The 17,541-nt window shown below is 72.6% G+C and carries 17 protein-coding genes and 1 pseudogene; 11 read left to right on the top strand and 7 right to left on the bottom strand.

Annotated features, from left to right (window positions below; all coding sequences use genetic code 11):
• Positions 1–89: 89 nt before the first annotated feature.
• Both ACGFZQ_RS32125 and ACGFZQ_RS32120 read right to left on the bottom strand, forming a co-directional pair.
• The gene (locus ACGFZQ_RS32125) at positions 90–488 is read right to left on the bottom strand and encodes a hypothetical protein (RefSeq protein WP_393843253.1); all 399 of its coding nucleotides are present in this window, start codon (positions 486–488) and stop codon (positions 90–92) included.
• Between the two features lie 102 nt (positions 489–590).
• Positions 591–1,205 (bottom strand): peroxiredoxin-like family protein, encoded by a 615-nt coding sequence (locus ACGFZQ_RS32120; RefSeq protein ID WP_393843252.1) that lies wholly within the window; start codon positions 1,203–1,205, stop codon positions 591–593.
• A 71-nt stretch (positions 1,206–1,276) separates the two neighbouring features.
• Between ACGFZQ_RS32120 and ACGFZQ_RS32115 the strand changes: the two genes are divergently transcribed.
• Positions 1,277–1,918 carry a TetR/AcrR family transcriptional regulator gene (locus ACGFZQ_RS32115; RefSeq protein ID WP_393843251.1) on the top strand — a complete coding sequence of 214 codons (642 nt, stop codon included), beginning with the start codon at positions 1,277–1,279 and terminating at the stop codon, positions 1,916–1,918.
• A gap of 185 nt (positions 1,919–2,103) precedes the next feature.
• Positions 2,104–3,135 (top strand): 2-dehydropantoate 2-reductase, encoded by a 1,032-nt coding sequence (locus ACGFZQ_RS32110; RefSeq protein ID WP_393843250.1) that lies wholly within the window; start codon positions 2,104–2,106, stop codon positions 3,133–3,135.
• A 46-nt stretch (positions 3,136–3,181) separates the two neighbouring features.
• Here the strand turns inward: ACGFZQ_RS32110 and ACGFZQ_RS32105 are convergent, their stop codons facing one another.
• A complete protein-coding gene (locus ACGFZQ_RS32105; RefSeq protein ID WP_393843263.1) occupies positions 3,182–5,035 on the bottom strand; it encodes an MMPL family transporter in 1,854 nt (617 codons plus the stop codon).
• Here ACGFZQ_RS32105 and ACGFZQ_RS32100 point away from each other — a divergent pair.
• Positions 5,006–5,242, top strand: a pseudogene (locus ACGFZQ_RS32100) (TetR-like C-terminal domain-containing protein); the annotation flags it as partial. The gene ACGFZQ_RS32105 and the pseudogene ACGFZQ_RS32100 sit on opposite strands and share 30 nt — an antisense overlap.
• A gap of 39 nt (positions 5,243–5,281) precedes the next feature.
• Here the strand turns inward: ACGFZQ_RS32100 and ACGFZQ_RS32095 are convergent.
• Positions 5,282–8,062, bottom strand: a complete 2,781-nt coding sequence (locus ACGFZQ_RS32095; protein WP_393843249.1) for an AAA family ATPase — start codon at positions 8,060–8,062, stop codon at positions 5,282–5,284.
• A gap of 272 nt (positions 8,063–8,334) precedes the next feature.
• Here ACGFZQ_RS32095 and ACGFZQ_RS32090 point away from each other — a divergent pair, with 272 nt between their 5' ends.
• Entirely contained in the window at positions 8,335–9,207 is an 873-nt protein-coding gene (locus tag ACGFZQ_RS32090) for an alpha/beta fold hydrolase (RefSeq protein WP_393843248.1), read from the top strand.
• Positions 9,204–9,842, top strand: coding sequence for an alpha/beta hydrolase (locus tag ACGFZQ_RS32085; protein WP_393843247.1), 639 nt, complete (start codon positions 9,204–9,206; stop codon positions 9,840–9,842). Before ACGFZQ_RS32090 ends, ACGFZQ_RS32085 begins: the two co-directional genes overlap by 4 nt.
• A gap of 18 nt (positions 9,843–9,860) precedes the next feature.
• Here the strand turns inward: ACGFZQ_RS32085 and ACGFZQ_RS32080 are convergent, their stop codons facing one another.
• Together ACGFZQ_RS32080 and ACGFZQ_RS32075 are read right to left on the bottom strand one after the other, a co-directional pair.
• The gene (locus ACGFZQ_RS32080) at positions 9,861–10,298 is read right to left on the bottom strand and encodes a hypothetical protein (RefSeq protein WP_393843246.1); all 438 of its coding nucleotides are present in this window, start codon (positions 10,296–10,298) and stop codon (positions 9,861–9,863) included.
• Positions 10,295–10,645, bottom strand: a complete 351-nt coding sequence (locus ACGFZQ_RS32075; RefSeq protein WP_393843245.1) for an aldo/keto reductase — start codon at positions 10,643–10,645, stop codon at positions 10,295–10,297. The genes ACGFZQ_RS32080 and ACGFZQ_RS32075 overlap by 4 nt, the downstream gene beginning before the upstream one ends.
• Before the next feature lie 270 nt (positions 10,646–10,915).
• Between ACGFZQ_RS32075 and ACGFZQ_RS32070 the strand changes: the two genes are divergently transcribed.
• The 6 genes from ACGFZQ_RS32070 (at position 10,916) to pip (ending at position 16,454) form a co-directional block, all read left to right on the top strand.
• Positions 10,916–11,773 carry an MBL fold metallo-hydrolase gene (locus tag ACGFZQ_RS32070; RefSeq protein ID WP_393843244.1) on the top strand — a complete coding sequence of 286 codons (858 nt, stop codon included), beginning with the start codon at positions 10,916–10,918 and terminating at the stop codon, positions 11,771–11,773.
• A 268-nt stretch (positions 11,774–12,041) separates the two neighbouring features.
• Complete coding sequence (locus ACGFZQ_RS32065) at positions 12,042–12,380, top strand: helix-turn-helix domain-containing protein (protein WP_393843243.1); 339 nt, start codon at positions 12,042–12,044, stop codon at positions 12,378–12,380.
• Between the two features lie 232 nt (positions 12,381–12,612).
• On the top strand, positions 12,613–12,816 hold the full coding sequence (locus ACGFZQ_RS32060; protein ID WP_031482971.1) for a cold-shock protein: 204 nt from the start codon (positions 12,613–12,615) through the stop codon (positions 12,814–12,816).
• A 180-nt stretch (positions 12,817–12,996) separates the two neighbouring features.
• Complete coding sequence (locus ACGFZQ_RS32055) at positions 12,997–14,523, top strand: DEAD/DEAH box helicase (RefSeq protein ID WP_393843242.1); 1,527 nt, start codon at positions 12,997–12,999, stop codon at positions 14,521–14,523.
• Positions 14,524–14,744: 221 nt separating this feature from the next.
• Complete coding sequence (locus ACGFZQ_RS32050) at positions 14,745–15,032, top strand: SCO5918 family protein (protein ID WP_351738498.1); 288 nt, start codon at positions 14,745–14,747, stop codon at positions 15,030–15,032.
• 456 nt (positions 15,033–15,488) lie between these two features.
• Positions 15,489–16,454, top strand: a complete 966-nt coding sequence (gene pip / locus ACGFZQ_RS32045; protein ID WP_393843241.1) for a prolyl aminopeptidase — start codon at positions 15,489–15,491, stop codon at positions 16,452–16,454.
• A 44-nt stretch (positions 16,455–16,498) separates the two neighbouring features.
• Here pip and ACGFZQ_RS32040 read toward each other — a convergent pair whose 3' ends face one another.
• Positions 16,499–17,425 carry an LLM class flavin-dependent oxidoreductase gene (locus ACGFZQ_RS32040; RefSeq protein WP_393843262.1) on the bottom strand — a complete coding sequence of 309 codons (927 nt, stop codon included), beginning with the start codon at positions 17,423–17,425 and terminating at the stop codon, positions 16,499–16,501.
• Positions 17,426–17,541: the final 116 nt, after the last annotated feature.

Raw genomic sequence — 17,541 nt, 5'->3', positions numbered from 1 at the left:
TCAGGACCTGCTCAGGTGCTGGGCCGGCACCTGCACCACCTGCGGCCGACCCCTACCGACCAGCAGAACCAGAACCTAACGAAGCACTACTAGTGAGCGAGCGGAACGTCCCGGCGCAGCACGTCGACCACGGCGGAGACGACCGCGGAGGCGACGAAGGTCCCCACCATGACCAGCCCCACCCCCACCACGAACAGCCCGCTGGCGTCGCCCGACCAGTCGACGTAGGCGGCGAGCGTCAGCCCCGCGGTCGTACCGCCCACGGCGGCCGCGCTGTGCCCCCGGGCGGCCGCCCAGCCGACGGCCACGAGCAGGGTGAGCACGAGCCCGCCGACCTGCCAGGCCTCGTACGGCCCGCTCGTCGACCCGTCGGCCCGTACGTCGTACTGCTGGTCCCAGCCCAGCCAGGCGGCCCAGGCCGCCGCCGACACCGCGGCCGACACGAGCGCCGGCAGCACCATCCGAAGAACCGGCTTGTGAAGTCTCATACCCTCAGCGTCGCGGCCGGTCCGGGCAGCGGACAGAGTGCGGATACTCAGACCGACCCGAGTACCTGCCCGGGCAGGCCTGGGTGCGGGGCACCGCCGGGGTCACGGCCGTTCGGCGGCCGGGGGATGCGCGGGGCGCGGTGTAGGCGCCACGCGGGCGGCCAGTTCCAGGAGTTCGTCGACCGACCACTGGTCGTAGGCGTGCTCGCCGTGCTTGGCGGCGATGACCTGGCCGCCGGGGGCGATGAGGAAGTCGGCGGGAAGGCCGAGCCGGCCGCCGTGCGGGCTGGTGGAGGGCAGGTGTTCGCGTCCGCGGACGACGTGCCACGCGCCGCTCACCACCGCTCGGACGATCGGCCCCCAGGCGCGCGGGTCGAGCAGGGCGCGGGGCGACTGTTCCACACCGAACTCCCGGTACAGCCGTTTGTCCGGGTCCGCGACGACGGCGAACGGGAGGTCGGCGGTGTGGGGGCGCAGTTCCTCGGCGGACGAGTGGAAGACCACGACCTCGCGTACACCGGCGGCCGCTATCTCGTGGTGCCGCCGAACCACCGAGCGCAGATGCAGGTTGCAGACCGGGCATCCGGCGAAGCGCCGGAACTGGAGGTGGACCGGGCGGTCGGGATCGGGGACGGCGACGGGGTCGCCGGAGACCGTGGTGAGACCGCGCTGAGGCACGGCGGAACCGAGGGCCATCGGACTACGGGGTGTACGCATGACTGCTCCCCTCCGTAAGCGTACTGGATACGCCTACCAGCGTAAGCGTATGTCGTACGCTGTCAACCGCCATGCCACGACCGCGTTCTCTCGCCCCCGACCAGCTCGCCTCGGCCGCTCTCGCCGTCATCGACCGCGAGGGGCTCGCCGGGCTGTCGATGCGTGCCGTCGCCCAGGAACTCGGCATGAGCACCATGGGGCTCTACCGGTACGTGCGTGACCGCGGGGAACTGGAGAGGCTCGTCGTGGAGCTCGTCCTGGGCGCCGTGGACACCGAGCCGCCGGATCCCGCCGCCGCATGGCGCGACCGGATCACGGTCCTGGTGCGGCGCATGCGCGACGCCGTGGGCGCCCATCCCGCGGTCGTCCCGCTGACCATCGCCCACCGGCACCACTCCCTCGAGGTGCTGCGCTGGTCGGAGACCGTGCTCGTGGTCCTCGGCGAGGCGGGGGTGGCGGGCGAGCGGCGGGTCGTCGCCCTGCGCGCCCTGCTCAGTTACGTCATCGGGGCGATCCAGCTGGAACACCTCGGCCCCCTGGCCGGGCCGGGGACGGTGGCCATCGCCGAGTTGTCGCCCGACGACTTCCCGCACATGGCCGAGACCGCCCGGACCGCCCGGAACGTCGACGCCGACCGGGAGTTCCTGGGCGGGCTCGGCATGCTGCTCGACGGTCTCGGAGGACCCGGCGGCCCCGGCGGCGTCAGCCGTTGATCACACGGTCCACGACGAGGCTCCCGACGGAAACTGACGTCGGATCAGGGACGGGGTCTGTCTCAGAGCGTGAGAGCGGCGGGGCCGCGAGGAGAAATGCCGTGCGACGGATCGCGCAGGGGCACGATCGCCAAGTGGGGATGAACGTGAGTACGGTTGATCGCCAGCCTTCCGCAGGAGCCCCCATGTCCTCCGTACCCCCCGTGTCCCCGATGACCAAGCCGCGCTTCGCCGTTCTAGGTGCGGGCACCATCGGCTGTCATCTCGGCGGCCGTCTGTGCGCCGCCGGGTACGACGTGACGCTCATCGGCCGGCCCGCCGCCATGGACGTGCTGCGCGAACGGGGGCTCACCCTCAGCGACTCCGTCCGGCCGCCCGTCCATCTCCCGCCGGAGCGGCTGACGCCGGCCACCGGCCCGGAGGCCGCGGCCGGCGCCGACTACGTGCTGGTCACCGTGAAGAGCGCCGGTACCCGGGCCGCCGCCGAGGGCCTCGCCGCTCATCTCGCCCCCGGCGCGGTCGTGGTCAGCTTCCAGAACGGGCTGCACAACCCCGCCGTCCTGCGCGCCGCGCTCCCCGGTCACACCGTGCTGGCCGGGATGGTGCCGTACAACGTGGTGCAGTCCGAGCCGGGCACGGTGCACCAGGGCATGCCCGGCAGGCTCATGACGGAGCCGGACGACCGGCTCGTCGCCGCCTTCCGAGAGGCACATCTGGCCGTCGAGGCGCGTACCGACATGGCCGAGGTGCAGCACGGCAAGCTGCTGCTGAACCTCAACAACGCGATCAACGCCCTGTCCGGGCTGCCGTTGCGCGACCAGCTCGGCGGGCGGGACTACCGCCGTTGCCTCGCCCTGTGCCAGCGGGAGGCCCTCGCCGTCTACCGCGCCGCCGGAATGGCCCCGGCCCGCCTCGGCCCCACCGCACCCGCCGTCACCCCGTACGTCCTGGGGCTGCCCGACGGCCTCTTCCGGCGGCTGGCGGGGGCGACCCTGCGGATCGACGCCCAGGCACGCTCCTCGATGTGGGAGGACCTGCAACGCGGCCGCCCCACGGAGATCGGCTCCCTCCAGGGTGAGATCGTCGCCCTCGCCGCCGCCCAGGGACGGAGCGCGCCCGCGAACGCGCGGCTGGTCGACCTGGTGCGTGCGGCGGAGTCCGAGCCGCGCACCTGGCCGGGCCCGGAGCTGTACGCCGAACTGCGCGCCGCACGCTGAACGGGCGGTAACGGCAAGGGTCGTGGCCCCTCGGCTCGGCGCGGTGTCAGGCCTCCGTCGACTCCAGCTCGCCGGCGGCCACGGGCGCGGGCACCGGGCCGCCCTCGCTCAGGCCGTACCGTGCGTGGAACCTGCGCAGGAAGCCGGGCGCGTACCAGGCCGAGCGGCCCAGCAGCCGCATCGCCGCGGGCACGAGCACGCCTCGCACGGCGACCGCGTCGATGAGGATCGCGATCCCGCTGCCCAGCCCGAACATCTTCATGAAGCTGATCTGCGAGGTGACGAAGGCGAAGAAGCTCACCGCGAGCAGGCAGGCCGCCGCGGTGACGATCCGGCCGGTGTGGCCGAGGCCGTGCACGACGGCGGACTCGGTGCTCTCGCCGTGGTCGTGGAGTTCCTTGATCCGGCTGGTGACGAACACCTCGTAGTCCATGGAGAGTCCGAAGGCGATGCAGAACATCAGCACGGTCATCGACGTCTCCATCGGCATCGCGGTGACGCCGAGCAGGGAGGCGAGGTGGCCGTCCTGGAAGATCCAGGTCATCGCGCCGAGGGTGGCGCCCAGGCTGACCATGTTGAGGAGCAGGGCGCGCAGCGGCTGGACCACGCTGCCGGTGAAGAGGAAGAGCAGGACGAAGGTGGTGAGGGCGACCAGGGCCAGGGCGAGCGGGATCCGGCCGCCGACGGAGGCCTTGGAGTCGACGAGGGCGGCGTCCATACCGCCCACCAGGGGCTGTGAACCGGCGGGCGGTACGACCGCGCGCACGTCCTCGACCAGGTCCTGGGCCGCACTCGACCTCGGCACCAGATCGCTCACCACGTTGAGCCGCTGCGCGTCGGGGCGGCCGAGGGCGGCGCTGCCGGGGCCGGCCGCCGTGGACCGGCCGTCGGTGTAGGTGCCGGCGCCGGTCTCGACGCGGACGACGCCGTCGAGGGACGAGAGTTCGGTGGCGTAGGAGTCCAGCGCGGTCTTGTTCACCGCCTGGTCGATGACGACGTGGATGGCGCCGCTGTCGTCGCCGTCGAACTTCTCCCGCAGCACCGTGGAGACCTGCCGGCTCTGCGCGTCCTCGGGCAGGACGCGTTCGTCCGGGCTGCCGAGGGTGATGCCCAGCAGCGGGCTCGCCGCGACCAGCAGCACCGCGAGGACGGGCAGCGTGGTGAGGGCGGGCCGCCGCATGACCGTGCCGGCGAGGCGTCCCCACATCGACGTCCGGTTCGGACGGGGCTTCTTCGTCCACGGCAGCCGGCCGCTGTTGACCCGGTGCCCCAGCACGACGAACAGCGCGGGCATCACGAACAGGGTGCTGACGGCCGCGATGGCGACCACCCCGACGCCGGCGTAGCCGAAGGAGCGCAGGAAGTACTGCGGGAACACCAGCAGCGCGGCTAGCGCGACGGCGACGGTCGCGGCGGAGAAGGCGACGGTACGGCCGGCGGTGCGCACGGTGTGCCGTACGGCGTCCGGCACGCTCGCCCCCGTCCCGAGCTGCTCCCGGAACCGGCTGATCATCAGCAGGGCGTAGTCGATGCCCAGGCCGAGCCCCAGGGCGGTGGTCAGGTTGGTGGCGTTGACGGAGACGTCGGTGGCGCTGCCCAGCAGGGCGAGTTCGGCGAACGTACCCGCGATGGCGATGGTCGCGACGGCCAGCGGCAGCAGGGCCGCGACCACGCTGCCGAAGACGAACAGCAGCAGGACGAGGGTCAGGGGGACGGCGAGGGTCTCGGCGAGGACCAGGTCCTTGGGCACCTGGTTCGACATGTCGTTGCTGACGCCGGCGCCGCCCCCGGCCTCGACGGTGAGCCCGCCCCGGTCGGTGCCGGTGTACTTCGCGATGACGCTCTTGGCGTTCTTCTCCTGCTGGGTCTCCCGGAGCTGTCGCCCGCGCTGCTCGCGCACCTGGACCGGCTGCCGTTCGGCGACATGGGCTACCTGCCGCCCGCCGCGAACGCTCTGCTCATGTGCGCCTGGGGCCAGATGCACGGCCTGGTCGTCCTGGAGGTCTTCGGACACACCTCGCACCTCGGGGACCACCAGGCCGAGATCTTCCGGATGGCGATGCGGAACATGCTGGACGACATCCGCGGCCGGATCCCCACCGGCTGAACCGGGAGCGGAGACGGCTGTTCGCAGGGGCCCGGGACGCTAGCCGCCGGCCTGTGGCGTGCTCTGCCCGTCGATGAGGGCGCGGAGTTGGCGGCGGCCCGCGATGCCCAGCTTGGGATAGGAGCGGTACAGGTGTGAGGCGACCGTGCGCGGGGACAGGAACAGCCGGTCGGCGATCTCGCCGTTGGTCAGGCCGTGTCCGGCGAGGACGACGATCTCGCGCTGCTGGGCGGTGAGTCCGTCCAGCGCACCCGGGGCGGCCGGCGGGGCCTGCACGGGGACGCCGCAGGCCCGCAGTTCGGACTCCGCGCGGCGGGTCCAGGGCGCGGCGCCCAGGCGGCGGAACGTCTCCAGGGCGGTGGCGAGGACGGGCTTCGCGTCGTTGATGCGGCGGCGCCGGCGCAGCCACTCCCCGTAGTCCAGCTGGAGCTGGGCCCGTTCGAACGGCCAGGCGTCCCCGGCGGGATCGGCCAGCGGCGCGGCGAAGTGGGCCTCGGCCTCGTCGGGTTCGGCGAGCAACCCGCAGGCGCGGGCGGTGAGTTGTTCGAGGCGCGGTCCGGGCGCGGGCTTCAGCAGGGCCAGCGCGCGCTCCAGCAGCGTCCGTGCTTCGAGGTGCCGTTCGCAGCGCGCCCCGGCGGCGGCGAGATCGGCGACGGCGAGATACGAGAAGTGGTGGTGCAGGGGGGTGCCGTCGGCCGCGAAGAGCTGGCTGAACTGGGCGTAGGCGGTGACGTGGTCGCCCTGGGCCAGTGCGGCGAGTCCGGCCGCCTGCCAGATCCTGGCGGCGAACCCGCGGTACTCGGAGGTGTCCACGGCGGCGCGCACCCGGGCCAGCAGCGGTGCCACCTGCTCGTGGTCGCCGCGCAGGGCCGCCACGACGGCCGTGGTGAGGTCGGCCGAGCCCGCGACGGTCTCCATCTTGTAGGCGGCGGCGATGTCACCCGCCTCACGGGCGGCGGCGAGCGCGTCGTCCCAGCGCCCGCTGTCGACGTACGCCCACTCCAGGGCCGACAGCACCCCGCCGCTCGCACCCCGCACGCCGGGGGCGCGCAGCCGGCTCAGCGCCTCGCGCAGCACCCTGACCGCGAGTTCCGTCTCGTCCAGGACCCAGGCCGCGGCGCCGACCGTGCCCGGGTCGAAAAGGGGTCCGTGGGATCCGTCCGTCAGCCGCCGCAGCCGGGGCACGATGTCGGCTCTTTCGCCGAACGGGTCCGTGCAGGCCCTAATCCAGAGGCGGTACTCGTCGGCACGGGCGGCGGGCCAGTCCTCGGACCCGTCCCCGAAGTCGAGGGCGTCCAGAGCGTCAAGGGCCGCGCGTGCCTTGGCGCAGACCTCCGGAAGTCCGGTCTGGTGGACGACCGTGGCCGCCATCCAGGTCGCCTGCCAGGCGATGGCCGGCGATTTCGGGGCGGCCTCGGCGGCGACGGACAGCAGGGTGTCGATCGCGTCGGCGTCGCGGTTGGACCACAGCAGCGACCAGCCGATGTCCAGCCGGGCGGCGATCCGCAGCTCCGGGTCGGCGGTCAGGGTGAGCACCCGGCCCGCCAACTCCCGTACCCAGTCGGCCTGTCCGGCGGGCAGGGCCAGGTCGGCCGCGGCCAGCAGCCGCCGGGCCCGGTCGGAGTCGGCGGGGCTCAGTTCGGCGGCGCGTTCCAGGGCGCGGGCGGCAGCGGCGGCACCGCCACGGCGTTGCGCCTGGGCCGCGCTGTCCTCCAGGAGCGTGGCCAGTTCCTCGTCGGGTTCCAGGGCCGCGGCGGCCAGGTGCCAGGCGTGCCGGTCGGGCTGGTCGCGGAGCGCGTCGGCGACCAGCCGATGCGCGGCGGCCCGCTCGGCGAAGGCCGCGGCGTGGTAGACGGCCGACCGGGTCAGCGGATGGGCGAACCGCGGGCCCGGGGTGTCCAGCCGGATCAGGCCCACCGCCTCCGCCGGGGCGAGCGCGTCGGCGGACAGCCCCGGTATCGCCGTGGTGAGGTCCGGGCTGTCGGCGGCGGCCGCGAGCAGCAGCGCGGACCGGGCCGCCGGGGGCAGAGTGGCGTACTGGGCGGCCATGATCGCGGTCAGCTGCCCGGTCAGCGGCAGCGGCTCGGCGGTCCAGCGGTGCGCCGCGTCGGGATCCGCGGCGATCATCCTGGCCAGCTCGATCAGCGCCAGCGGATTGCCGGCCGCCTGCGCGAGCACCTGTTCGCGCAGCCGGCCGTACGGCGGACACGGCTGGGCGTCCAGGAGCAGGCCCGCGTCCGCCCGGGACAGCGGCCGTAGCAGCAGCTGGGGCAGGTCCCGTTCGAAACCGGCGGGGGGTACGGGCCCGCGCACACCGGCGAGCAGCACGAGCCGCTCCGACTCCAGCCGGCGGGCGGTGAAGGCGAGCGCGTCAAGCGAGGCACGGTCCAGCCACTGCGTGTCGTCGACGACGACCAGCAGCGGCCGCTCGTCGGACAGCCCGGACAGCAGGGTGAGTACGGCGATCCCGGTGAGCAGCGGGTCGGGCGGCGCGGGATCGGCGGAGAGCCCGAACGCACCGCGCAGCGCCTCCGCCTGCCGGGACGGCAGCCCGGCCACCCGGTCCAGCACCGGGCGCAGCAGCTGGTGCAGTCCGGCGAACGCCAGGTCCCGCTCCGACTCCCGGCCGGTGGTCGCAAGGACCCGCATCCCGGCCGCCCGGGCCGCCCGCGCGGCTTCGGCCAGGAGGGCGGTCTTGCCCAGGCCCGGATCACCCACGAGCAGCAGAACGCGGCTCTCCTGGTGGGGCGGGGCGACCAGCCCCCGCAGCCGGGACAACTCCGCACGCCGCCCGACCACGGTCGTGTCCTCGCCGGTCATCGCGGAAACGCCACCCTCACCCGGCCCAATATAGGCCGCACACGGCCGAGGTGATCCGGTGCGCGGAAAGCAGGGTGCGGGGCCGCTGCGCGGACACCCGGGGGGCCAGCGACGATCCCCCTCCCGTGCGCGGGAACGCGGGTGCCGGAACTGTGCGGCGGGCCCGCGGGCACGGCGGTGCCGGCAAGCTGACCGCACCTTCCCGGCGGGCCGGGCCCGGTGCAGTCAACATGCGGATTCCGCCGCTTCGGCACGGCTGATTCGCTCGGGTCATGACGCCCAGCTCGTACTCAGCCCTGCCCAACCAGCGGGTCACGGCCGCGAACGGCATCGCCTACGCCTACCGCGACAGCGGCCCCGCGGACGGCGACGACACCGGTGTGCCGCTGGTCCTTCTCCAGCACTTCCGCGGCAACCTCGACAACTGGGACCCCGCGCTGATCGACGCGCTGACACCCGCCCGGCGTGTCATCACCTTCGACAACACCGGCGTCGGCGGATCCTCGGGTATGACGCCGAACACCGTGGAGCAGATGGCCTACGACGCCATCGCCTTCGTCGGGGCCCTGGACCTCGGTGGCCAGGTCGACGTCCTGGGCTTCTCCCTCGGCAGCTTCGTCGCCCAGCAGATCGCCCTGACCAGGCCGGCGCTCGTCAGAAGGCTGGTCCTCGCCTCGTCGGCACCACAGGGCGCCGCCGGCATGCACGGCTGGGCGCCCGAGGTCATCGGCGCGATCGGCGAACCCGAGACCAGCCCGGAGGACTACCTGAGCGTCTTCTTCACCCCGTCCCCGGCCGGCCTGCAGGCCGGCGGCCAGGCCGCACGGCGGATCCACGGCGCCCGCAGCGCGGACCGGGACGCGCCGACCAGCTGGGCGACCCGCCAGGCGCAGTACGACGCGGTGTGCACCTGGGGCATCCCCGATCACACGAAGCTCCAGCGGCTCGGCGCTCTGACCATGCCCGTGTTCGTGGCGAACGGCGACAGCGACCCGATGATCCTGCCGCACTACTCCCACCTGCTCGCCGGTCTGATCCCGCGGGCCCGCGTGAAGATCTACCCCGACGCGGCACACGGCTTCCTCTTCCAGCACCACACCGAGTTCGCCGCGGACGTCGACGCCTTCCTCGGCGGCCCCCGATGACCCGCACGCACATGGTCGTCCTGCCCGGCGGCGGATACGCCGAGCACGCCGCGCACGAGGCCGAGCCGGTCGTCGCATGGCTCGGCGGGATCGGCGTACGGGCGAGCGTGTTCCGCTATCCGCTGCACGCCCGCCATCCGCGACCGCTGAACGCGCTGCGCGCCGAGATCCGCCGGCTGCGGGCGGCCGGCGCACAGCGCGTCGGGCTCATCGGGTTCTCCGCGGGAGGCCATCTGGCCGGGCTGGCCGCCCTCGCGCCGGGCGCCGCCGTGGAGGAGACGGTGGACTTCGCGGTGCTCGGGTACGCCATCACCTCGATGGAGACGGAGACCTACCGCCCCGCCCGGCTGATCCTCCTCGGCGAGGACGCGAACGCAGCCCTGCGCCGGTCGACCTCGCTGGACGCGCTGGTCACGCCCGACGCGCCGCCGTTCTTCGTCTGGCACACCGCCGAGGACCCCTACGTCCCCGCCGACCACGCCTACCGCCTCGCCTCGGCGCTCGCGGCCAACCAGGTCCCGCACACCGTGCACGTGTTCGCCCACGGCCCACACAGCCTCGGCCTCGCCCGGAACGCCGGGGAGGCCGCCATCTGGACCACGCTGGCCGAGGCCTGGATCCACGAACAGGCGTGAGTGCCGGGTCCTACCGCGTCAGCGGTCCCCGGCCGCCGCCCGCAACTCCGCGATCTGCTTACGGGCCGCGGCGACGAGCTCGTCGTTGGTGTGGGCGTGGCCGGCCAGCCCCCATCCGCCGGGCACGGCCTCGGTCAGCAGCACCCAGGTGCGGTCCGCGAGGGCCGGATCGGCGGCGGCCTCCGCGATCATGCCGGTGAACCGGCGCACCACCGCGAGCTGCTTGTCACGGTCGAGAGCGCCCGCGTTGGTCAGCACCTGCACGCGGACGTGGTCCGAGGCGCCGTCGACGTCCGACAGGTCACCGGCCGACAGCTCATGGACGAACGCGGCGGTGTTCTGGCGGAACATCGGGATGTCCGGGACCTTCTCGATGGCCATCAGCGTCGCGGCGAGGTCCCGGGCAAGCTGATGCTTGTCCGTGAACGTGCCGGTCGTGGCATATACATCGATCATCGGCATGGCGTGCTCCTTCTGTCCTGCTCCACGCCGAGGCGCCGCAGGCTGTTCTCCAGTTGCCCGACCGGATCGTTGCCCCGCCGCTGGAACTTCGTGGTGGCGAACACCTCGCCGCGCGGTACCGGTACGCCGCTGTCGCGGAGGGCACGGCCGACGCCTGCCTCGTTGCCGTAGGCCTGGGCCGTGTCGATGTGCCGGTAACCGGCGTCCAGGGCCGAGCACACGGCGTCGACACAGGCGCGTCCGTCGGGCACCTGCCAGACGCCGTGACCGGGCACCGGCAGCCGGTTCCCGTCCGCCAGCGGGCGCGAGCCACTGCCGGATACGTCCGCGTTCGGGTTCATGACCACCAGCGTCGGGCAGCGCAGCGCGGGGTGGTATCAGCAACATGACTGCACTTGCCGGCGTCCGACCCACCGAGCGCGGCCGGCGACCAGCCGGACGCCGCGGGCGACACGCCGAACGCGGCGGACGGGCACACCACCGGCGGAGCCGGGCAGGGGGCCGGTGGGAGCGGGGCACGCAGCCGGTTGGATCGGGCGGCGGCAAGCGGCAGGCGGGGTGCAGTCAACATGCGGATACGGTGCGGCCGGTCCGGGGGCGATCATGTGGTGATGAGCCTTGACTTCGACGTGTTCGTAGTGGGTCCCAAGCCGATCCCGAGCGCGGCGCCGGGATTCGAGGAGGCGGTGGGGCCGGCGACCTGGCCGCCGAGCACCTCGACCCTGATCAGTGACGACGAGGGCGCCCTGCTGGTCGACTGCCTGATCACCATGCGGGAGGGGCGAGAGCTGGCCGAGTGGGTGAGGTCCCACGACGTCGAGCCCGACCACCTCTACATCACCCATCCGCACGCCGACCACTTCCTCGGGCTGCCGGAGATCCTCACGGCGTTCCCGCGGGCCAGGCCGGTGGCCCTGGCGGACTCCGTCCCCGCGATGCGGGAGCAGATCTCGCCGGGCTATCTGAAGGTCTGGGGCGGTTTCTTCCCCGACGGGCTGACCGGCGCTCCCGTCGCGCCCGGACCGCTGGCGGGCACCACGATCCCGGTCGGAGCCGCGACGGCCACGGTGATCCCGGTCGGCACCACCGACACCGGGCACTCCAGCGTCGTCCACGTCCCCGAGCTGAGCCTGGTCGTCTCCGGTGACGTCGTCTACAACCGGACCCACATGTGGCTGGCGGGCTCCACCCCCGAGTCCCGGGCCGACTGGGCGCGGGCGCTGGACACCGTGGCGGCGCTGGCGGCCGACACCCTGATCGCCGGCCACCGCGATCCCTCGGCCCCCGACGACGAGGCCCGCCGCCAGCTCGACGAGAGCCGCCGCTACCTGGCCGACTTCGAGACGGCGCTGGCACGCAGCTCCGCACCTGCCGAGCTGATCGACCGGCTGACGGCCGCCTACCCGGACCTCGCCAACCCCTACACCCTGTGGGTCGCCGCCCACGACCTGCTCGGCACCGGAGCCTGACCCGGCCGACGTCGGCATCCCGCCCGCCGCGCGGCCCCACCGTCGCGGCCCGGGCGGTACGCCGAACGGACTGATCATGCGCCAGGCGGGGGCTGACCACCCACGCGGTGCAAAGGCTCGGCGGCAAACGGAAATCTGTCACGGCGGATCCACATCTCCAGGGCTGCCGGAGTTAGGGTTGCCGTGTGACGCGGATGGTGCCGGATCCTTCGGAGACCGGTGCCAGGCCTGCCCGGGTCCCCCGCCGCGTCCCCGAAACGAAGGTGTCATGCCCGCTGAGAACGCCCCTGTCGCCGGCAACCTCGACGATGACGACTACCCCGCCTACACCATGGGACGGGCCGCCGCCGTTCTCGGTACAACGCCCGCCTTCCTCCGGTCCATCGGCGAGACCGGACTGATCGCCCCCCGGCGTTCGGAAGGAGGTCACCGCCGGTACTCCCGCCGTCAGCTGCGCATCGCCGCGCGCGCCCGGGAGCTGGTCGACCAGGGCACCCCCGTCGAGGCCGCGTGCCGGATCGTCTCCCTGGAGAACCAGCTGGCGGACGCCCTCCGGCTGAACCGGGAAACAAGCCGGAAGCTCGACGGATGCGGCACGGATACCTAGTCCCGCCAGTGCAGAAATATGGGTGACAGCGGCACTAGAATTGCCGTGCGGACCCGAAAACACATGGCCGCTTACAGCCCACCTGTGTTAGCGTGATAGCAGTTGCAGTTTTGGTTGCCAGAGAAATTTTTTCTTTGTAAAGCTTTCCGGATCATTCCGGAGGGGTGATCATCGCGGCGACTCGGCTTCGTAAAGTGCGGAGTCCGGCACTGCCCCTCAAGGGAGATTCAATATGGCATCTGGCACCGTGAAGTGGTTCAACGCGGAAAAGGGCTTCGGCTTCATCGAGCAGGAGGGTGGCGGCCCCGACGTCTTCGCCCACTACTCGAACATCGCCACCCAGGGCTTCCGCGAGCTTCAGGAAGGCCAGAAGGTGACCTTCGACGTCACGCAGGGCCAGAAGGGCCCGCAGGCCGAGAACATCGTTCCCGCCTGAAGCTGACGCGAACCGTGGCGAGCCACTAGCTCGCACGATTTGAGGCTGGGGCCCGCGCTCTTGGGGTGCGGGCCCCAGCTTTTCTCTGTTTTTCTCCGGCTCATTCTTGTGATTCCTCGCGCGGTTAACCCGTCCGCCGGCCGGAATTCCTCGATACGCCGCATCGAGGAAGGTTCCTTCTTGAACCGCACCCGTCGCACGGGCGGCAGCTCCGGCCGCCACCGCACGGACCGCACCACCACCACCACCCGCTCGACAGGCTCCACCCCCGGCAGTCGCTTCCGTTCACAGGGATCGGGCCACCAGGGTTCCCGGCAGGGCACCGGACGCAAGAACGGCCAGCGCTCCGCTCCCGGCCGCCAGGAGTTCGCGCTGCCGGTCACGCTCACCGAGCCGCTGCCCGCCGTCGAGACGTTCGCCGAACTGGACATGCCCGAACGGCTGCTGTCCGCCCTCCGCACCGAAGGCGTGACCGTCCCCTTCCCGATCCAGGCGGCCACCCTGCCGAACGCGCTGGCCGGCCGGGACGTCCTGGGCCGGGGCCGCACCGGCTCGGGCAAGACGCTCGCCTTCGGCCTGCCGCTGCTGGCCCGCCTGGACGGACAGCGCGCCCAGCCGAAGCAGCCGCTCGCCCTCATCCTCGTGCCCACGCGCGAGCTGGCCCAACAGGTCACCGACGCGCTCACCCCCTACGCACGCGCCCTGCGGCTGCGGCTCGCCACCGTGGTCGGCGGCATGTCGATCGGCCGCCAGATCAGCGATCTGCGGGCCGGTGCCGAGGTCGTCGTCGCGACGCCCGGCCGCCTCCGGGACCTCATCGAGCGAGACGCCTGCCGGGTGGACCAGGTCAACATCACCGTCCTCGACGAGGCCGACCAGATGGCCGACATGGGCTTCATGCCGCAGGTGACCGCCCTGCTCGACCAAGTCCCCGACCGCGGCCAGCGGTTGCTGTTCTCGGCCACCCTGGACCGGAACATCGACCTCCTGGTGCGCCGCTACCTCCACGACCCCGTCGTGCACTCGGTCGACCCGTCCGCGGGCGCGGTCACCACCATGGAGCACCACCTGCTGCATGTGCGCGACGTCGACAAGGAGACCGCCGCCACCGAGATCGCCGCCCGGGACGGACGCGTGCTGATGTTCCTGGACACCAAGCACGCGGTGGACCGGCTCGCCAAGCGGCTGCTCGCCGTCGGTGTGCGGGCCTCGGCCCTGCACGGCGGCAAGTCCCAGTCGCAGCGCACCCGGACCCTCGCCCAGTTCAAGGACGGCCACGTCTCGGTCCTCGTCGCCACCAACGTCGCCGCCCGCGGTATCCACGTCGACGGCCTCGACCTCGTCGTCAACGTCGACCCGCCCGCCGACCACAAGGACTACCTGCACCGCGGCGGCCGTACCGCCCGCGCCGGCGAGACCGGCACCGTCGTCACCCTCGTCCTGCCGCACCAACGGCGCGCCGTGGACCGCCTGATGACGGACGCCGGGATCACCGCGCAAGCCGTCCAGGTCCGTCCCGGTGAGGCCGAACTGCATCGCATCACCGGCGCCCGCACCCCCTCGGGTGTGCCCGTCACCCTGGCCGCACCGACCGCCGACACGCCACGCGAGGGCACGCGGTCCGGCGGCCGCGGCCGGGGCCGTGGCCGCGGAGGCCGGTCGTCCGCCGCCCGGACCCGCCGTACCACCTCAAGGGCCGACCAGTAGCCGGAGGAGGACCAGCTCGCAGCCGGAGCACGGGGTTGCGCTTCCGGCGGACAGGCCGAGCCGACTCCCGGCCCGTCCGCCCCGACGCTGGACCGCACCCCGGACGTGTCCCCCGTGATCGACGAACACGGATACACCCCGGGCGTTCTCGCCCTCACCCCTGACCGCCGTCCGAACCCCCGTCCCGCCGCTCCCCGCGGTCGCCCCCTGAGGAGGCATCCATGCGTGTTGTCATCGCCCGTTTCCCCTTCGACCTGACGAAGAGCGAGGTCGAGCACTCGATGAGCAGCCACACGCCCGAACCCGTCACCGGCGTGGGCGTGACCATCGACGGCCGCGTCTACCCCGTGATGCAGGTCGGCGAAGTGATCACCCGGCAGAACCGCCGTGACTTCACGTCGCTCGAAATGCGCCGCGCACTGACCCGCCTCGGCTTCACCTGCCATGACCCCCGCCCGGTCACGCCGCCCCGGGAGGCGCGAGCCGACGAGGACGCCCTCGGCTGGTGACACCCTCCGGCGACCGCGAGTACTGCGCGGTTCGCGGGTTGGAAAGCCTCAGATGTGGCACCCGGTTGTTGAGCGGACCGGACTGCGGTAGAAGCGGCCACCGGTTCAGCAGCGAGCCGCACACCGCACAAGCCCGGCACGGCCCGCTCGGCCGGTTGTCGCCGCGGAGCTGCCCGGCGACAACCGGTACGACACGCCCGGCGAACGGCCGGTGACACCTTCCCGGCGAACGGCAGGTGCGGCCCGTCGGTGAGCGGTCGGTATGGCCTGGGTGACGGCGCCGAACGTAGCCTCGGGCCTCCGGCCTGGTGTCTGTCTCCTCTTCTCCCGTCCGTGTCTTCTCCCATCCGTGGCGACCAGGGCCCGGACCGGTGCCCCAGCCCCGCGCGATGTCCCCCCGGCCAACTCCGGTGTGGAATAAGGCTGTTCCCACGCAGCCTTTCAGGGGAGATCATCATGTCCGAGCAGTTCCCGCCCATCGAGCCGTATGCCCATGGGCTCCTCGACGTCGGTGACGGCCAGCGGATCTGCTGGGAGACCGCCGGCAACCCGGAGGGAATGCCCGCCCTGTGCGTGCACGGCGGTCCCGGCAGCGGCGGGGGCCGCCGCAACCGCAGGCTGTTCGACCCCGAGGTCTACCGGATCGTCCTCTTCGATCAGCGCGGCTGCGGTGAGAGCCGGCCGCACGCCTCCGACCCCGCCGTCAGCCTCGCCCACAACACCACCGACCATCTCGTCGCCGACATGGAGCGGCTGCGCGAGCACCTCGGTGTCGAGCGCTGGCTCCTCTACGGCGGCTCCTGGGGCTCCACGCTCATCCTCGCCTACGCCGAACGCCACCCGGAGCGGGTCTCCGGGATCGTCATCGCCGGTGTCACCATGACCCGCCCGGAGGAGACCGACTGGCTCTACCACGGCGTCGGCCGCCTGCTGCCCGGCCCCTGGGAGGCCTTCCGCGACGCCCTGCCCGCCGCGGACCGCGCCGGCAACCTCGTCACCGCCTACGACAGGCTGCTGAACAGTCCCGACGACGCGATCCGGGTCAAGGCGGCCCGTGACTGGTGCGCCTGGGAGGACGCCGTCATCGCCCACGAGGTACTGGGCAGTCCCGGCGCCTACAGCGACCGGCCCGACGACTCGCTGATGGCCTTCGTCCGGATCTGCGCACACTACTTCGCCCATGACGCCTGGCTGGAGGACGGCCAACTACTCCGGGACGCCCACCGGTTGGCGGGGATCCCGGGGGTGCTGATCCACGGCCGGCTCGACCTGGGCAGCCCGCTCAAGACCGCGTGGGAGCTGGCCAGAGCCTGGCCGGACGCGGAACTGAAGGTGATCGACGACTCCGGCCACACCGGCAGTCCCGCGATGCGCGAGGCGGTCCTGACGGCGATCGCGCGGTTCGGTGAGGGGAGAGGGTGAGGGTGAGAAGAGGGTGACGGGGCTGCGTCTCCTGCCCGGAGGTGTCAGGCCTCCTTGCTGATGAGTTCGTCCGCCACCCAGCGCGCGACTCCCTCCGGATACGGGGCCGGCAGGCCCAGGACGATGTGCCGGAAGCCGGCGCCCAGCGCCTCGGCGATCGCGGTACGGGTCGTCTCCGGGTGGTCGTAGGAGACGGGGAGATGGATGGAGCGGGTGATCTCGGCGGGGTCGCGGCCGATCTCCGCGCAGTAGCGGTCGAGGAGGGCGCTGCGGCTGACGCAGTCCTCGATGTCGCCGCCCGGGATGTTCCAGAGGTCGGCGTGTTCGGCGGCCACCCGGAGGGTCGCCGCCGAGCGGCCGCCGATCAGGATCGGGGGATGGGGGCGCTGGACGGGTTTGGGATTGGCGAAGGCCCCGGTGAGCTGGTGGTGGCTGCCGTGGAAGTCGAAGGGTTCGGCGGCCGTCCACAGACGGCGGATCAGGGCGCAGGCCTCGGCGAGGCTCTCGACGGCCTGCGCGGGAGGCGTGAAGGGCAGGCCGTACGCCGGATACTCGCGGCGGGCCTCGGGCGGATGCGGCCGTGAGCCGACACCGATGCCGAAGTCGAGCCGGCCGCCGGAGACGACGTCGACGGTCGTGGCGATCTTCGCGAGTATCGCTGGCGGCCGGAAACGGTTGCTGGTCACCAGGAGACCGAGGCGCAGGCGTCGCGTCCGGGCGGCCAGGGCGGACAGCAGCGTCCAGCCCTCGTAGATCGGCCCGTCGGGATCGCCGCCGATCGGCATGAGGTGGTCGAACAGCCAGGCGTGCTCGATCTCGGGGATCTCGTCCGCCTCCCGCCAGACCCGCAGGACATCGTCGTACGACACCTGCATGGGGGCGGTCATGATCCCGAAGCGGGGTTGTGAACAGCTGGTGACCGGCGTCGATTGAACGCGTTCTGGCGCGTATGAGTGAGCGTGCCGGGCGATGGCAGGCGTGCTCCGGGCAGGGAACGAGAGTTCTTGCATCGAATGCGTGCCCTTCGTCAGTGGTGGTCGTTGGGTGGGGTGACGGATTTCGGTAACACCGAGGCGGGGGTGTGGGC

It is taken from the genome of Streptomyces sp. NPDC048254 (assembly GCF_043201895.1).
Taxonomy (GTDB): Bacteria; Actinomycetota; Actinomycetes; order Streptomycetales; family Streptomycetaceae; genus Streptomyces.
Note: the sequence above shows the minus strand (reverse complement) of the source record. Positions and strands in the feature narration are given on the sequence as shown.

What these genes read in the sequence shown, in the direction of transcription:
- ACGFZQ_RS32125 (WP_393843253.1), bottom strand. Translation starts at nt 488, where the DNA reads ATGAGACTTCACAAGCCGGTTCTTCGGATGGTGCTGCCGGCGCTCGTG.
- ACGFZQ_RS32120 (WP_393843252.1), bottom strand. Translation starts at nt 1,205, where the DNA reads ATGCGTACACCCCGTAGTCCGATGGCCCTCGGTTCCGCCGTGCCTCAG.
- ACGFZQ_RS32115 (WP_393843251.1), top strand. Translation starts at nt 1,277, where the DNA reads ATGCCACGACCGCGTTCTCTCGCCCCCGACCAGCTCGCCTCGGCCGCT.
- ACGFZQ_RS32110 (WP_393843250.1), top strand. Translation starts at nt 2,104, where the DNA reads ATGTCCTCCGTACCCCCCGTGTCCCCGATGACCAAGCCGCGCTTCGCC.
- ACGFZQ_RS32095 (WP_393843249.1), bottom strand. Translation starts at nt 8,062, where the DNA reads ATGACCGGCGAGGACACGACCGTGGTCGGGCGGCGTGCGGAGTTGTCC.
- ACGFZQ_RS32090 (WP_393843248.1), top strand. Translation starts at nt 8,335, where the DNA reads ATGACGCCCAGCTCGTACTCAGCCCTGCCCAACCAGCGGGTCACGGCC.
- ACGFZQ_RS32085 (WP_393843247.1), top strand. Translation starts at nt 9,204, where the DNA reads ATGACCCGCACGCACATGGTCGTCCTGCCCGGCGGCGGATACGCCGAG.
- ACGFZQ_RS32080 (WP_393843246.1), bottom strand. Translation starts at nt 10,298, where the DNA reads ATGATCGATGTATATGCCACGACCGGCACGTTCACGGACAAGCATCAG.
- ACGFZQ_RS32075 (WP_393843245.1), bottom strand. Translation starts at nt 10,645, where the DNA reads ATGAACCCGAACGCGGACGTATCCGGCAGTGGCTCGCGCCCGCTGGCG.
- ACGFZQ_RS32070 (WP_393843244.1), top strand. Translation starts at nt 10,916, where the DNA reads ATGAGCCTTGACTTCGACGTGTTCGTAGTGGGTCCCAAGCCGATCCCG.
- ACGFZQ_RS32065 (WP_393843243.1), top strand. Translation starts at nt 12,042, where the DNA reads ATGCCCGCTGAGAACGCCCCTGTCGCCGGCAACCTCGACGATGACGAC.
- ACGFZQ_RS32060 (WP_031482971.1), top strand. Translation starts at nt 12,613, where the DNA reads ATGGCATCTGGCACCGTGAAGTGGTTCAACGCGGAAAAGGGCTTCGGC.
- ACGFZQ_RS32050 (WP_351738498.1), top strand. Translation starts at nt 14,745, where the DNA reads ATGCGTGTTGTCATCGCCCGTTTCCCCTTCGACCTGACGAAGAGCGAG.
- pip (WP_393843241.1), top strand. Translation starts at nt 15,489, where the DNA reads ATGTCCGAGCAGTTCCCGCCCATCGAGCCGTATGCCCATGGGCTCCTC.